At 34.5% G+C, this 13,936-nt stretch carries 13 protein-coding genes and 1 pseudogene; 6 read left to right on the forward strand and 8 right to left on the reverse strand.

Annotated features, from left to right (window positions below; all coding sequences use genetic code 11):
- Positions 1-89 precede the first annotated feature (89 nt).
- Both ACM9HF_RS10525 and ACM9HF_RS10530 read right to left on the reverse strand, forming a co-directional pair.
- A complete protein-coding gene (locus tag ACM9HF_RS10525) occupies positions 90-935 on the reverse strand; it encodes an HDOD domain-containing protein (protein WP_473618287.1) in 846 nt (281 codons plus the stop codon).
- Between the two features lie 97 nt (positions 936-1,032).
- Positions 1,033-1,866 carry a DUF2797 domain-containing protein gene (locus tag ACM9HF_RS10530; protein ID WP_473607481.1) on the reverse strand — a complete coding sequence of 278 codons (834 nt, stop codon included), beginning with the start codon at positions 1,864-1,866 and terminating at the stop codon, positions 1,033-1,035.
- 163 nt (positions 1,867-2,029) lie between these two features.
- Here ACM9HF_RS10530 and ACM9HF_RS10535 point away from each other — a divergent pair, with 163 nt between their 5' ends.
- Positions 2,030-2,305 (forward strand): GIY-YIG nuclease family protein, encoded by a 276-nt coding sequence (locus tag ACM9HF_RS10535; protein WP_473607484.1) that lies wholly within the window; start codon positions 2,030-2,032, stop codon positions 2,303-2,305.
- Positions 2,306-2,456: 151 nt separating this feature from the next.
- The gene (locus ACM9HF_RS10540; protein ID WP_473607488.1) at positions 2,457-3,164 is read left to right on the forward strand and encodes a DUF3581 family protein; all 708 of its coding nucleotides are present in this window, start codon (positions 2,457-2,459) and stop codon (positions 3,162-3,164) included.
- Positions 3,165-3,195: 31 nt separating this feature from the next.
- On the opposite strand, the gene ACM9HF_RS10545 is transcribed toward ACM9HF_RS10540, so the two are convergent.
- Positions 3,196-3,438: a PGPGW domain-containing protein gene (locus ACM9HF_RS10545; protein ID WP_473607492.1), complete on the reverse strand. Its 243-nt coding sequence runs from the start codon at positions 3,436-3,438 to the stop codon at positions 3,196-3,198.
- Positions 3,439-3,588: 150 nt separating this feature from the next.
- The gene (locus tag ACM9HF_RS10550; protein ID WP_473607496.1) at positions 3,589-4,089 is read right to left on the reverse strand and encodes a hypothetical protein; all 501 of its coding nucleotides are present in this window, start codon (positions 4,087-4,089) and stop codon (positions 3,589-3,591) included.
- 113 nt (positions 4,090-4,202) lie between these two features.
- Between ACM9HF_RS10550 and ACM9HF_RS10555 the strand changes: the two genes are divergently transcribed.
- The 3 genes and pseudogenes from ACM9HF_RS10555 to ACM9HF_RS10565 all read left to right on the forward strand — a co-directional run bounded on the left by ACM9HF_RS10555 (position 4,203) and on the right by ACM9HF_RS10565 (position 5,647).
- Complete coding sequence (locus ACM9HF_RS10555) at positions 4,203-4,358, forward strand: hypothetical protein (protein WP_473607499.1); 156 nt, start codon at positions 4,203-4,205, stop codon at positions 4,356-4,358.
- A 12-nt stretch (positions 4,359-4,370) separates the two neighbouring features.
- A pseudogene (locus ACM9HF_RS10560) lies at positions 4,371-5,033 on the forward strand (DNA ligase); the annotation flags it as partial.
- On the forward strand, positions 5,033-5,647 hold the full coding sequence (locus ACM9HF_RS10565) for a LysE family translocator (RefSeq protein WP_473607503.1): 615 nt from the start codon (positions 5,033-5,035) through the stop codon (positions 5,645-5,647). The pseudogene ACM9HF_RS10560 and the gene ACM9HF_RS10565, both read left to right, overlap by 1 nt.
- Positions 5,648-5,891: 244 nt before the next feature.
- Here ACM9HF_RS10565 and ACM9HF_RS10570 read toward each other — a convergent pair whose 3' ends face one another.
- The 4 genes from ACM9HF_RS10570 to ACM9HF_RS10585 form a co-directional block, all read right to left on the reverse strand.
- Positions 5,892-6,785, reverse strand: coding sequence for a class I SAM-dependent methyltransferase (locus ACM9HF_RS10570; protein WP_473607506.1), 894 nt, complete (start codon positions 6,783-6,785; stop codon positions 5,892-5,894).
- Between the two features lie 98 nt (positions 6,786-6,883).
- Positions 6,884-8,302, reverse strand: a complete 1,419-nt coding sequence (locus tag ACM9HF_RS10575) for a sodium-dependent transporter (protein WP_473607510.1) — start codon at positions 8,300-8,302, stop codon at positions 6,884-6,886.
- Between the two features lie 199 nt (positions 8,303-8,501).
- A complete protein-coding gene (locus ACM9HF_RS10580; RefSeq protein ID WP_473607514.1) occupies positions 8,502-9,347 on the reverse strand; it encodes an HDOD domain-containing protein in 846 nt (281 codons plus the stop codon).
- 98 nt (positions 9,348-9,445) lie between these two features.
- Positions 9,446-9,928 carry an Lrp/AsnC ligand binding domain-containing protein gene (locus ACM9HF_RS10585; protein WP_473607519.1) on the reverse strand — a complete coding sequence of 161 codons (483 nt, stop codon included), beginning with the start codon at positions 9,926-9,928 and terminating at the stop codon, positions 9,446-9,448.
- A gap of 140 nt (positions 9,929-10,068) precedes the next feature.
- On the opposite strand from ACM9HF_RS10585, the gene putA reads away from it, so the two are divergent.
- On the forward strand, positions 10,069-13,911 hold the full coding sequence (gene putA / locus ACM9HF_RS10590; protein ID WP_473607523.1) for a bifunctional proline dehydrogenase/L-glutamate gamma-semialdehyde dehydrogenase PutA: 3,843 nt from the start codon (positions 10,069-10,071) through the stop codon (positions 13,909-13,911).
- Positions 13,912-13,936 lie beyond the last annotated feature (25 nt).

Raw genomic sequence — 13,936 nt, forward strand, 5'->3', positions numbered from 1 at the left:
GAAGATTGTAACCTATACCTCTACTATTCAAGGTATAGATCCCTATTAGAACTAAAAGTATTATCAAAAGAAGTATTCAGCTATCACTTTTAATAAACAAATGCAGAGCCTGGCGATAAAATCGATAAAATACTTAATCGCTCGATATTACAAAAATGATTAGCCGCAACAATCATTTTTGGAGAAACATTTAAATCAGTTAAAATATCTTTTTTTATCAATGAAGAGGGTTTATGAGTTTTACATTGATAATTTAATAGCATGACACGCTTAGATAAATACAACAGTTTAGCTTCAACAGTGGCATGTTCAACATCATATTCATCTTGACTACGTATAGGCTCAATTAAGCTATAAGGTAATTGCCATTGTTTAAGTAATTCACCACTACATTGCCCATAGGTAAAATCAATAATGCTCTGTTGTTTATCCCATGGAAATTCAGAAGTAGTAATCGAGTTACATGCCTTAATTTTACTTGGCATACTTTGATGAACAGCTAATTCACCAATATTATGTAATAAACCTAATATGAATAAGCGCTCAGCATTAATCACATTTAATTCTACACCTAAAAATTTGATGATTAACGCACAATCCACCGCTTGTTCCCAAAAATTATCTAAATACTCAGGAGCTGCAGAAATAGATTTAAACGCATCAGTTGTAAAGTAAGCGATAACTAAGTTATATACTTCTGTTATACCTAGTACTAACACAGCTTTTGAAATGGTTTCGATCTTACCGGGGTAATTAAAAAAAGAACTGTTAGCTAATTTAAGAATGGTTATCGAGAGTGTAGGATCTAAAATAATAATCTCGGCAATATCATCAATGGTCGATGAGTCATTATCAATTAATTCTTTAATACGAGTAAATGAATCAGAAAGAACAAAAACCTCTTCAGCATTTTCTGCACATTCAAATGCATTCATCACACTATCTCCAAAATGACTAAGATTAAACAACCAGTAACTAAATTGTAGTAGAAAACGTGAGTAAATCACAGCTAACTTATTAATAGAATAAAGGTTAACTCCACTTAATACTAATATGATAAGAAGTAAACTTTCTCATATTTATAACACCTTTATCAAAAATAAGGTATTGCCCTTTAATTCCTAGCAAAACTCCCGACACTACAGGTGTTTTATCAAAATTAAATGAGCTGATTTTTTCTAAATATTCCTGCACGGGGTAATGTAGTTCGACAACCTCACTTTCTAATGATTCAACGGCATCTTCACCATATTTTAAGGCAATATCAGCCAGCTTTTGAGCTATTTTAGGTTTTAACTCTTCAGCTTTAGCTTTTAGATCTATTTTTTCAGGCGAACCTTTTAACATTGCCCGCCAGTTAGTTTTATCAGCAACAAACTCAGAAAGTGCAACTTCTACTAACCCTGATTGAATTCTAGAAGCCACTTTAAATATAGGTAAGGCCTGTATTGCACCTTGATCAATCCACCGAGTTGGTATTTGTGTGTGCCTTGTAATTCCTACTTTCAAACCTGAACTATTTGCTAAATAAACATAATGAGGAACAAAACAGTTTTTGGTACCCCATTCAGGTTCACGGCAAGTGCCTAAATGATGATGACAGGTTTCTGGTTTCATAATACACATATCGCATTGCGCTAGTTTTTGCATACACGGATAACAAAAACCTTGTGAATAACTCTTTTTGGTCTTTCTACCACAATGACTGCAATTAATAGTACCAACATGTTCAAGTGTAATATGTTTACCAATAAGTTCATTCAAAGGAATACTTTGCTCACCAATAGGTAATTGATATTGAATATTTCCTTGAGAATCGAGCTGTGCGGTGAGTTTACTTAATGAACCTATTTCGGATGTGAACATGAATAAAACCTAAAATTAATGATAAATGGATAAACTATTAACGATAAAGAGAGAAGAAAACGTTTATCTAGGACTGTTGCACAGTATACTATGAAAATATCAGACAAACCGCTAACGTTTATAAGGAATAATACTTAAAACGTTACCCCACTAAAAAGTTAACATGTCCTCTAATTGGTACGTATATTTTGTAAGATGCTCTGATAACAGTCTCTATACTGGTATAACCACAGATCTACAGCGACGAATAGATGAGCATAATCATTCAAATAAATTAGGCGCAAAATATACACGTGTACGCCGTCCTGTTGAATTAGTTTATTGGGAGCAACAGCTTGATAGAAAAACAGCAAGTCAGAGAGAATACCAACTTAAACAATTAAAAAAAGCAGCTAAAGAGAATTTAATTGCAATGCAGGATAAAAAAGATAACATATAGTGTTACACGTGTACGCTGAATCTCTCTATTTTATTAACATTCCCCTAATAAACTTCTCTTTTAGTTTTCGATTTTTTAGTTTTACAGTGGTAGAATGCCCCCGTTTTTTACACCCGTAAATTAAATATATTAAAAGTGAAAATAACCTACTATGTTTCTTGATGATTTCTATAACACTTCAAACAACAAAATAAACTTCACGCGCATACAAGCAAGTAATTTTGCTAAAAAAATTGCAGATGACTTTAACCCTTTGCATGATATTGACGCGAAAAGATTTTGTGTACCAGGCGACTTATTATTTTCACTCGTGCTTGCAAAATCAGGTTTGTTTCAACAAATGGATTTTACCTTTTCAGGCATGGTATCAGATGGTGTTCATTTAAACTTTCCAAATGATATTAACGGTGAAGCGAGTATTTCAGACGATAACAATAAAGAATATATGCATGTTAAAACGTCTGGTAACTCAACCAAAAATGAGAAAACGATTGAAGCTCTGATCAGAGCTTATGTAGAGTTTTCTGGCCATACCTTCCCTCATATTTTAGTCAAATTAATGGCTGAAAATAACGTAATGATTAATCCTGCTCGCCCTATGGTGATGTATGAGAGTATGTCTATTCAGCTAGAAAACATTGACTTTACTACTGTTAAGCTAATCGAATCCACGTCAAAACTTACTATTGACGGTAAACGTGGCAATGCTTGTTTAGCCTTTGATCTACTATCTGATGGTGTTACTGTGGGTCATGGTAAAAAACACATGTTGTTAAGCGGATTGCGTGAATACTGCCAAGAAACCATTGATGTTATCGTTAACGACTTTAACAACACCAAAGCAGCTTATATTAAATAGCCAGACATAAAGCGCTAACAAAGATCCATTGTTAGCGTTTTTTATATTTAAAGAGCTTAGCTATTAAAGCATCGAATTTAACCGCACCATTTCTCATCCACCGCTGACAGCGCCTCAACCACACTTTAGCCCATATATACTCCAAGCTCAAAATAGCTAAACCTATGGGTAAAAATAAAAAAGCGGGTCCAGGCAGCAGAATAAAAATAGCACCTATTAGTACTAAGCTCCCACCAATTAAATTAATAAGCCAATACTTGATCTGTTTTTGCATCTATTCGCTATCCTTAATATTTACTCACTATGAAGTAATAGCAAACTTAAGGCCATAAATTTAAATCTTATTAATCAATAGATTAAAAAAAACATAACGCTCAACATTTAAATAAAACAATAATATTTAGTGAGATTAACTACTGGATAGTTAATTTTTATATTGTTGTTCAAACTTATTCTGCTGAGCTGTTTTATCTTCCATGCAAAAAGCAAATACTTGGGTTGTTTTTGGCCTAGCACACTTTTTAGGCCGCTTATAAAACGTAAGCCATTGTAATTGCTTATCTCCTGTGTACTTACCTTTGATCACAATATTTCGGTTTGAAGAGAAAACACTCGGCGCATCATTAGAAGGTTTAGTTGGGTTTTGTGATAATTTTATTGTTTTCTTTTTAGAAGGACTTTTAGTTTTATTTGTTTTTTTCTTTTTACTTTTCGGTTTTAATTTATTGTTTTCGCAATCCCACCATTTTTCTCGAGCTTTATCTTCTTTTTTTCGTAAACTAATACTGCTTTTTAATGAGTGTCCCTGTCGCTGTTGGGATTGAACATTATGATATTTTTTTAATAACTCAGCGCATTCTTTCTTGGCTGCATGTGATTGAAATGACGTTATAAAGATAACAACTAATAAATAAATCCTTTTCATTTTAGCTCCTTTTTACACTTATATTTGTGTATTTTTTATACTTCAATCATATTTAAAACTATTGTACAGTACAACATAATTTAACCATTTTAATTAAGAACAGGACGTTCGATATGAAATACTTCACAATACTTATTCTTCTCTTCACCTCTTTATGTGTTGCTTATGAAACGCCTCCAGCAATACAACTCGCAACCCAGTACAACTTAAAACACGATATTAAGCAGTATTGGATCAGTGAAAAGCTTGATGGCATAAGAGGATATTGAAACGGCTCAGAATTACTAACTAAAAAGGGTAATCTATTACATACACCTAAATGGTTTACCGCTAATTGGCCGACTTATCCTATTGATGGTGAACTATGGATAGGCAGACATAAATTTGAGCAAACCATTTCTTGTGTTAAGCAACAAAAGTCTAATGCATGTTGGAAAAACATCCGTTTTATGGTTTTTGATTTACCCCAAAGTAAAAGGACATTCTCGCAAAGAATTGATGAAATAAAAGCATCGGTAGAAAAAGTTAACTCGCCTTACTTTCAAGCAATTTCACAATTTAAATTATCATCAATCACGCAACTCAATCAAAAACTCGAGGATATTGTTAAACACAAAGGTGAAGGGCTTATGCTCCATTATCAAAATGCCCTTTATACCGTTGGACGCACAAATAATATAATGAAATTAAAACCCTACCAAGATGCTGAAGCTATAGTGTTAAAACACATTACCGGCAAAGGAAAGTATCAAGGCATGTTAGGTGCTATTCAAGTTAAAACACTTGACGGTATTACCTTTAAGATAGGTTCTGGTTTTAGTGATAAAGAAAGAAAAACCCCACCTCCCATTGGCTCTATAATTACCTTTAAATATATTGGTAAAACTCAAAAGGGTGTGCCAAAATTCGCGAGTTTTTTACGTATTAGAGAGCAAGTACAATAATGGAATTACATCTGTGGTTATCTTTCGTCGTTATTTGCTTATTAGGTGCTTTATCTCCAGGTCCAAGCTTAGCTTTAGTTATCAAAAACACTGTAAATGGTGGTGTGGCTAAAGGTTATGCAACGTCTATAAGTCATGGCTTAGGTGTTGCACTATACGCTGCAATAACAGCTACTGGCGTAGCGGTCATTATTGTAAATACCCCTCTGTTGTTTACCCTGATCCAATACGCCGGTGCGGCATTCTTATTATATTTAGGGGTAAAGTCTCTACTCAGTAAAAAATCAGAGTTAACACAATTTGAACAGAGTACGGTTCCGGCCAGCACAATAAACGGTTGGCGAGACGGTTTTTTAATTGCCTTTTTAAACCCTAAACTGGCTATATTTTTTATTGCACTGTTTAGTCAGTTTTTAAATAGCGATTCAAGCGAGCAACAAAAAGTCATCATGACCCTTACTGTAGGGACGCTAGACGCCTTATGGTACTGCTTTGTAACCCTGCTATTATCTAAAGGAAATATTATCAACAAACTTAAAGAAAATAGTCACATTGTAGATAAAGTTACAGGCTGCTTTTTAATTGCTCTCGCTGTTAGAGTTGTTATTAACTAACCTCAACTCGGGTTAATGAATGTTAGCGAATGAATTAAAATTATTATTTATCAAAAACTTAATATGTATCGTTGTTTTCCTAAGCTATATTAGCTTCTCAACATTGATATTTTTGTGTATAACAAGGCGAATTTTTCTATCTAATAGCTGGCTATTAGTAATAAATTCAACGAAGTTAGACGTAAAAATAGCTTGTTGAGTAACTTTACTTATCCCGAGCTGAGGTTAACTAATTAAAACAGTATTAAAGTCTTGGGCTGTATTTAAATAAGAGTACTTTTAGACCTTTACCTTGATGCGCTTCTTTAAAAACTTCTGGTGATTCTATTTTATGAACAAATGTACAATCAGGGCATTCTCTTGCAACTTCAGCTAATAAAAATTCTTCGGCTAAGCTAGGCGAATTCAAACATAAAATAACATCGCCTTCAGGTGACATTAACTGTGGAATTCTTCTAATAATTTTACTGTAATCTCTTTCAATATCGACACTACCTTTTTGAAACGAAGGTGGATCACAGATAAGTAACTCATAAGGCCCATGCTTTTTCAGTCGGCCGTAAGACTTAAATATATCAACACCTTCAAACTTAACATTCGAGGTATCTTGCGAGTTTAATCTATGGTTATCTCGCCCTTTTGAAAGAGGAGACTTACTAATATCAACATTAACGACTTTTTTAGCTTCACCGGCTATAGCAGCCACAGAAAAAGCACAAGTATATGAAAACAAGTTAAGTACATTTTTGTTTTTAGCAAACTTTCTCACCCAATCTCGACCATTTTTCATATCAAGAAAAAGTCCGGTATTTTGAGACTTACCAAATTCAATATTGTATTTAAGGCCTGACTCTACAACAACAGTATGAGATATCTCTTTTCCCCACAATACTTCTGTTGGCGCAAATTTCTCATATCTATGCTGTACTTGAATTGATTCACATAGCGGCACTAATTGCTCTAATGCGTTTACTTGCTTTTCGAACCACTCTTGTTCAACTGCTTGATATAAAGTAATAAGAACAACAGGAGGCAACCAATCAACATTAACATGTGCTAATTCAGGATAAGCGTGCCCTCTACCATGAAATAAACGTTGGCATTCATCAAAGTTAGTCGCTGTAATATATTCAATCATGGGTTCCACACGTAGTTTTATCAAAAAGCAGACAATAAAAAAGCCGTATGATACGGCTTTTTTGTATTTTTGAGGATAAATATCTTAAATTAAAAAATCTAGAACAGATTATATCCAAAGAATTTTTGAGCAATAGTATTTAAGAAAATACCCAAAACAATAACAGGAATAAAGGTACCTAACGAAAAGTTAACATATTTCTCAACCCACGATCCCATATATCCTTCACTACCTATAGCAAGCTCTTCTGACAAGTTATGCTTTTTCCAACGGTAACTTACAAAAATACAAAGCAAGAATCCATTTAACGGTAAAATAGTGTCATAAAAAATATCGTAAATCACATCAAAGAAAGAATTAGTTTTACCTGCATAATCAACAAATTCAGTAAAAAATGAAACCATTCCAAAAGAAAGCGTAGCGAAAACAGTCAAAATTCCCGCAGTCATCAATAAGGTTGATAATGCTTTTTTACGTGTTTGGCCTTTTTCAGTAATAAGGTAAGAAACTGGAACTTCTATAATAGAAACTAATGAGGTTATAGCAGCAAAAAACACTAATAAAAAGAAGGAAGCCGCCACTATGCTTGCGCCAATGTAACCGATGGAAGTTTGCAGCGCTAAAAATATTTTAGGTAAAAAAGTAAAAATTAATGAAACAGAACTATCACTTAAATCAGCAGGATTTATTGCGGGATCAAATGAGAAGATAGCCGGTAAAATCATTAAACCTGCCGTAAATGCTACTGCAGTATCGGTAATGGCGACTAATTTAGCGGAATTAGCAATATTGGTATCACGATTAATATACGAGCCATAAGTAATTAAAATCCCCATTCCAAGCGATAATGAAAAGAAAGCTTGAGATAGTGCACCGTTAATTACACTCGGTGTAATTTTAGTAAAATCAGGGATAATAAAAAACTTAACTCCTGCCATCGCATTATCTAAAGTTAATACAAATATCACCATAAGTATTAGCATGATAAACAAAGCTGGCATCATAATCTTTGCTGCTTTTTCAATCCCGTCTTTTACACCGGCAACTAAAATAAAGTTAATTATTAACGCAACAACAGCCATAACCCCAAATAAATATGGGCTATTGATAAACTCACCAAAGCCTTGTTCACTGGCTAAGTAATCTAAATTACCTGTTAAAGTTAGAGCAAGATAACCAAATAACCACACAGTAATTACCATGTAAAAAACGGCGATCATAAAAGGAGTTAATACACCAATAAAACCTGCGGCCCCCCATAATTTATCATTATTGGTTAGTGCTTTATAAGCTCCTACAGGCTGCTTCCCTGTTTTACGGCCTACGGCCATTTCAGCAATCATTACAGGCAAACAAATAATAAATATAAAGAGTCCATAAACGAGTAAAAACGCCCCTCCACCGTTTTTTGCTGCATTTACAGGAAAACCAACCAAGTTACCAATACCTACTGCGGAACCTGCTGCAGCTAATATAAATCCAAGTCGGGAACTAAAGTGTTCTTTTTGTGTGCTCATAGATGTCCTTGATTATATTTTTTTTAGGGCATAAATATTGTTGTAAGTTATGTAATACCAATCGTTCAACAAACTGGCCTAAGCATTTAATATGCTTATTTTCGATGCTAGCAAGAATTTATTTTCCTGTCTTGTTTTCAATTAAAGTAAAATTCAAACAAGTGTATAAATTTCGGTCCAGTTTCTATTCTTGTATATTTTACTTACGAGTAAAAAATTTTACATTCATTATGTTAAGAATGTTTTCTGCTTCTTTACTGGCAAAAGAAGCCGCGTCAATCAAATCTTCTGACGATATTTTTAAAGCACGACACAAGTTTTCATCAATGGTGTCGTCATAAGAAAACTCATCTGGATGACTATCAACCAAAGCTAATCTAGCTGCTAAATACAATACTTTTACATCTTTATTAATTTCATTAGAACTCGCTTGGTTGTAATGACGAATAGGTAAAATGATTTTTTCAGGTATCTGCCAAATTTTTAAAAGTTCAGCCGAAACATCAGTATAAGTAAAACCTAAACGTTCTTTTTGTAAATCCCAAGGTAAACGTTCTGCTGAATATTGTTCACACTCTTGAGCAAGTTCAGGTGATATTGTTGCTACAATTAATTCACCAAAATTTTGTAAAAGTCCCGCAACAAATAAGCGTTCGATATCTCTAATACCTGATTTAATGGCTAAGTTTTTAGTGGCTAAACCACAAAAAACGCTCATTCGCCAAAAACGTTTCAAATCGATTGCTTGGTTAGAAAAGTGTTTAAAAGCTGTTGCCGCAACATCCACTAACATCATATTGTAAATAGCTTGCGTACCTATGATCGTAATAGCTCGCGAAATAGTGCTAATTTCACCGGGAAAGCTATAAATTGCGCTATTCGCAATTTGTAACAGCCTTGATGTTAATGAAGGGTCAACACTAATTAAGTTTGCAAAATCTTCAATAGTTGAACTTTCATCTTCCATTAATGATTTTATTTTGAAGCAAGTATCTGGTAAGGCAAAAGAACCGTTCGCCTGTGTTGCGTAGTCATGTGCATTCATAGTTTTATATCTTTAAAAATTAACTTAAATACAGTGTAACTCGAAGTTTTTAAACATAAAGATAAAAATCAAAAAAACACCTGTTTACTTAAATACAATTAAACACTAATAGGCACACCTTGATCATTTTTCACGTGCTCCATTACAACATAAGTATGGGTTTGTGAAACTGCCGGTAATTCAACAATTAAACCTAAAACCTCCCGATATGCGGCCATATTTTCAAAACGAAGTTTTAATAAATAATCAAAACCTCCTGCTACCATATGACATTCCGCAACTTCTTTAATTTTAACCACCTCTTCTTTAAAGCGATTAAAAACATCTGAAGTTGTTCTATCTAAGGTAACCTGAATGAAAGCTGACATACCATAATTGAGTTTTGCTGAATTTAAAAAAGCACCATACCTTTCAATATACCCCTCATTTTCTAACTTTTTAACTCGATCTAAGCAAGGACTTGGACTTAAATTAACATTTTTAGCTAATTCAAGATTCGAAATACGCCCATTCTTTTGTAGGGTATTAAGAATAGTTAAATCAATACGGTCTAATGTTCTATTTTTGGGTGAATTATTCACTAAAACCTCACTTCAGCATTTATTATTGCATATATAACATTTTACCAAATAAAATATGGCATAAAACAAAAATAAGCTAGCACATTCTGAATAAAAAACTCTAATATCAGTTTTATTAACTATTCATTTATTGGTGACTTATGCTTTTTAACGGCTCTTTACAAACAAATAACTCATTACGTCAAAAAATTAGAGATCATTATCGTGCTGATGAAAACTCAACACTACAAACCTTATTACCTATCGCAGAAATTAGTGTTGATAAAAAATCAAAAGCTTGGGAATTCTCTCGCCAATTAGTGATTAATATTAGAAAAGATCAAAAAGGTAAAGGCGGTGTAGACGCACTATTAAACGAATTTTCATTATCTAGCGATGAAGGTGTTGTATTAATGTGTTTAGCTGAAGCCCTACTACGCGTGCCAGATAAAGACACAATTGACTCACTCATTAGAGATAAACTGATTAAAGGCGATTGGAGCTCACACATTGGTAACAGTGATTCATTATTTGTAAATGCTTCATCATGGGGGCTTTTATTTACCGGGAAAATCGTTAATTATTCAGATTCTGACGAAACCGTTATCAAGCCCAAAAGCCAGCTCAATTTACTTAAAAGAACTGTCGGCCGATTAGGCGAACCTGTCATTCGTCAAGCCGTAAAGTATGCCATGAAAGTTATGGGGACCCAATTTGTAATGGGTCACAAAATATCTGAGGCAATAGAAAGAGCAAAAGAAACTGAGTCTAAAGGTTATACCTATTCCTACGATATGTTAGGTGAAGGCGCAAGAACCATGGAAGATGCCCAACGATATTTTGATAGTTACCAATCAGCCATTGAAGCCATAGGTAAAGCAGCAAATAACAAAGGTCCAATGAAAAGCCCTGGTATTTCAATTAAACTTTCAGCAATTCACCCACGTTATGAATTATCTCATCGTCAACGTGTAATTGATGAGTTAGTTCCTAAATTACGTACTTTAGCTCTTGCCGCTATGAAATACGACATAGGTTTTACGGTAGATGCTGAAGAAGCAAACCGTTTAGATTTTTCATTAGATATTATTGAAGCTGTTTACAGTGATAGTGCTTTTGATGGCTGGGATGGTTTTGGTATGGCAGTACAAGCTTATCAAAAACGTAGTTTATATGTTATTGAATGGATAAGAGAATTAACGCAAAAACTGAATAGAAAAATGATGATCCGCCTAGTAAAAGGTGCTTACTGGGACAGTGAGATAAAAGATACACAAGTAGAGGGTTATAACGACTTTCCTGTATTTACTCAAAAAGCGGCAACCGACGTATCTTACCAAGCGTGTGCGAAAAAATTATTAGAATATAGAGATACTATTTACCCTCAATTCGCTACTCATAATGCCTATACCGTTGCGACTATTATTGAAATAGCTGAAAACAATTCAGGGTTCGAATTTCAACGCTTACATGGCATGGGTGAATCTTTATACGATCAAGTGGTTACAAACAAAAAGATCCCCTGTCGTGTTTATGCACCTGTAGGTAAACATTCTGACTTGCTTGCTTATTTAGTGCGCCGTTTATTAGAAAATGGCGCTAATAGCTCATTTGTTAACAACATTGTTGATGAAAAAATTCCCGTTGAATCATTATTGTCAGATCCTGTTGAAACCGTTCAACAGTGGGATAATGCTTACAATGAAAATATCCCTCAGTCGATTAATATTTATCAAACTGAAAGCAAAGCTGGGCGAATAAATTCTAAAGGTATTGATTTAACAGACATTGATGATCTTATTCAAATGCGAGATAACTTGCTTACTCAGGTTACTCAACAAGCTCAAAAAGTAACACAACAAGCATCATCTATAACTGAGAATACCCATGCGGTGACTAACCCCGCCAATATAGATGAAATTGTTGGATATATTACTCACCTCGATGAAGCAGGAATGAAATCAGCTATAGATCGCGCTGAATTAGCTTTTAATACTTGGTCTCAAACCCAAGTTAATGAAAGAGCGGATATTTTATTAAAAACAGCCGATGCGTTAGAAGCCAATCGTGATGAATTAATCGCCTTGTGTATTAAGGAAGCTGGGAAAACAGTTCCAGATAGCGTATCAGAAATAAGAGAAGCTGTAGATTTTTGCCGCTATTATGCAGCGCGTGCAACTGAGATGTTTGAAAAAGGTGATATACAACCCAAAGGTATAGCACTTTGTATTAGCCCTTGGAACTTCCCGCTTGCGATCTTTTTAGGCCAAGTATCAGCAGCCATAGTTGCTGGTAATACTGTTATAGCTAAACCTGCAGAACAAACGAGTTTAATTGCTTTAAGAACAATTGAAATTATGCAGCAATGTGGTTTACCTAAAGGTGTAGTTGAAATTGTAATAGCTCAAGGTAGTGTTGTTGGTCAACACATAGTGCCTGATGAACGTATTAAAGTGATTATGTTTACAGGTTCAACAGAAACTGGAAATTGGATCTCACAAAAATTAGCCGAACGCGATTCAGAACAAATACCACTGATTGCCGAAACCGGCGGACAAAACTGCATGATTGTTGACTCTACCGCTTTACCTGAACAAGTAGTAGATGACGTAATTGCTTCTGGCTTTCAAAGTGCAGGGCAACGCTGCTCGGCCCTTCGTGTACTTTTTGTACAAGAAGACATTGCCGATAAACTCATCAATATGATCAAAGGCGCAATGAAAGAATTACATATTGGAGATCCCAGCTATTTGTCGACTGATATTGGCCCTGTAATTGATAAAAAAGCGCACAATGCACTAACTATGCATGTGGAATATTTGAAAAATCAATCCGCGTTACATTATGTTTGCGATACGCAACACCTTGACGAATATAACAATTACTTCTTTGCACCTAGACTATATGAAATTAGTAATCTATCGCTTCTTAAAAAAGAGGTTTTTGGTCCTATTGTTCATGTTATTCGTTATAAATCTAAACATCTTGAGCAAGTTATCGACCAAATTAACGATACAGGTTTTGGCTTAACTATGGGTATTCACACGCGTATTGAAGAAAGAAGCCAATACCTAGCAGCACGTTCAAAAGCAGGTAATGTTTATATTAACCGTAATATGATAGGTGCCGTTGTTGGTGTTCAACCATTTGGTGGTAGAGGTTTATCAGGAACAGGTCCTAAAGCAGGCGGACCACACTATTTAACAAGCTTAGTGGAAAATAAATCTGACAACGACTTATCTAAAAAGGCTAAAAACACTCAAACAGTAAGCGATACTTTTACGACAAATCTTAGTGCAACAACTGAGCAAACGACTCAAGCCCAAAGCTTGCTCTCTAACGCGAAAGTTATTGAACTAGAATGGAGCTTCACTCCATTGTCTCAACGCATTTCAATTATTAGACAATCACTCGCTCACCTTGCTTCAAACGATTCGGGTTTCAATGCAAATACAGCTGAAGTAAGCGCTTGTTTAACTACAATAAGAGCTATATTGATCCGTATTGAAAAAACACTAAAAAATCCAACTATTTTGCCAGGACCAACAGGTGAATCTAACGTATTACATTTAGAGTCGCGAGGAGTTTTAATTCACCCAATTTGTGAAGACAGTTACCTTGAGTTCTATTTAACATCAATGCTTTCAGCAATAGCCTGTGGCAACTGCGTGATTGTTGCTAATAGCTCTTCAAAAAATAAAACCGTTGAAGACATTATCGATGCGCTAATAAAATCGGGGCTACCTAATGGTGTTATTCAGTCTACCAATCTAAACACCTTACCTGCGTTGTTACAGGATAATCGTATAAGTGGTGCTGTTATTATGCCTAATAGTAGTTTACTGAATTACGTTAAAAAGACGATTGCGGCGAGAAAAGGAGCCATTTTACCTGTGTTATCAACACAAGATTATGTTTCATTATTTCAAAAGATGATGACTGAAAAAACAGTCACGATTGATACTACCGCTGCAGGAGGAAATGCATCACTGATGACAATGTAAATAAAGTTAAATAAGTTATAGGTGC

It is taken from the genome of Colwellia sp. RE-S-Sl-9 (assembly GCF_048296855.1).
Lineage (GTDB): Bacteria > Pseudomonadota > Gammaproteobacteria > Enterobacterales > Alteromonadaceae > Pseudocolwellia.

What these genes read in the sequence shown, in the direction of transcription:
- ACM9HF_RS10555 (WP_473607499.1), top strand. Translation starts at nt 4,203, where the DNA reads ATGAAATACTTCACAATACTTATTCTTCTCTTCACCTCTTTATGTGTT.
- putA (WP_473607523.1), top strand. Translation starts at nt 10,069, where the DNA reads ATGCTTTTTAACGGCTCTTTACAAACAAATAACTCATTACGTCAAAAA.
- ACM9HF_RS10570 (WP_473607506.1), bottom strand. Translation starts at nt 6,785, where the DNA reads ATGATTGAATATATTACAGCGACTAACTTTGATGAATGCCAACGTTTA.
- ACM9HF_RS10575 (WP_473607510.1), bottom strand. Translation starts at nt 8,302, where the DNA reads ATGAGCACACAAAAAGAACACTTTAGTTCCCGACTTGGATTTATATTA.
- ACM9HF_RS10525 (WP_473618287.1), bottom strand. Translation starts at nt 935, where the DNA reads ATGAATGCATTTGAATGTGCAGAAAATGCTGAAGAGGTTTTTGTTCTT.
- ACM9HF_RS10530 (WP_473607481.1), bottom strand. Translation starts at nt 1,866, where the DNA reads ATGTTCACATCCGAAATAGGTTCATTAAGTAAACTCACCGCACAGCTC.
- ACM9HF_RS10545 (WP_473607492.1), bottom strand. Translation starts at nt 3,438, where the DNA reads ATGCAAAAACAGATCAAGTATTGGCTTATTAATTTAATTGGTGGGAGC.
- ACM9HF_RS10540 (WP_473607488.1), top strand. Translation starts at nt 2,457, where the DNA reads ATGTTTCTTGATGATTTCTATAACACTTCAAACAACAAAATAAACTTC.
- ACM9HF_RS10535 (WP_473607484.1), top strand. Translation starts at nt 2,030, where the DNA reads ATGTCCTCTAATTGGTACGTATATTTTGTAAGATGCTCTGATAACAGT.
- ACM9HF_RS10565 (WP_473607503.1), top strand. Translation starts at nt 5,033, where the DNA reads ATGGAATTACATCTGTGGTTATCTTTCGTCGTTATTTGCTTATTAGGT.
- ACM9HF_RS10550 (WP_473607496.1), bottom strand. Translation starts at nt 4,089, where the DNA reads ATGAAAAGGATTTATTTATTAGTTGTTATCTTTATAACGTCATTTCAA.
- ACM9HF_RS10580 (WP_473607514.1), bottom strand. Translation starts at nt 9,347, where the DNA reads ATGAATGCACATGACTACGCAACACAGGCGAACGGTTCTTTTGCCTTA.